Here is a 273-nt window from a genome sequence, read left to right on the forward strand (position 1 = left end):
GAGGCCAAGTGGTCCCCGGCTACGGCCACGCGGTGCTGCGCAAGACAGACCCTCGCTACACCTGCCAGCGAGAGTTCGCTCTCAAGCACCTGCCCAACGACCCTCTCTTCAAGCTGGTGTCCCAGACGTACAAGATCGTGCCGCCCATCCTCCTGGAGACTGGGAAGGTCAAGAACCCGTGGCCCAACGTGGACGCCCACTCCGGAGTCCTGCTGCAGTATTATGGACTGAAGGAGATGAACTACTACACGGTGTTGTTTGGAGTGTCCCGAG

General features: G+C 60.4%; 1 protein-coding gene. It reads left to right on the forward strand.

Going from position 1 to position 273, the window contains the following annotated elements:
• Nucleotides 1-273: citrate/2-methylcitrate synthase (locus tag P2081_RS20925; protein WP_278924712.1), on the forward strand; the 273-nt coding region annotated here is incomplete at both ends.

This window comes from Pseudophaeobacter profundi (assembly GCF_029697505.1).
GTDB classification, from domain to species: domain Bacteria; phylum Pseudomonadota; class Alphaproteobacteria; order Rhodobacterales; family Rhodobacteraceae; genus Pseudophaeobacter; species Pseudophaeobacter profundi.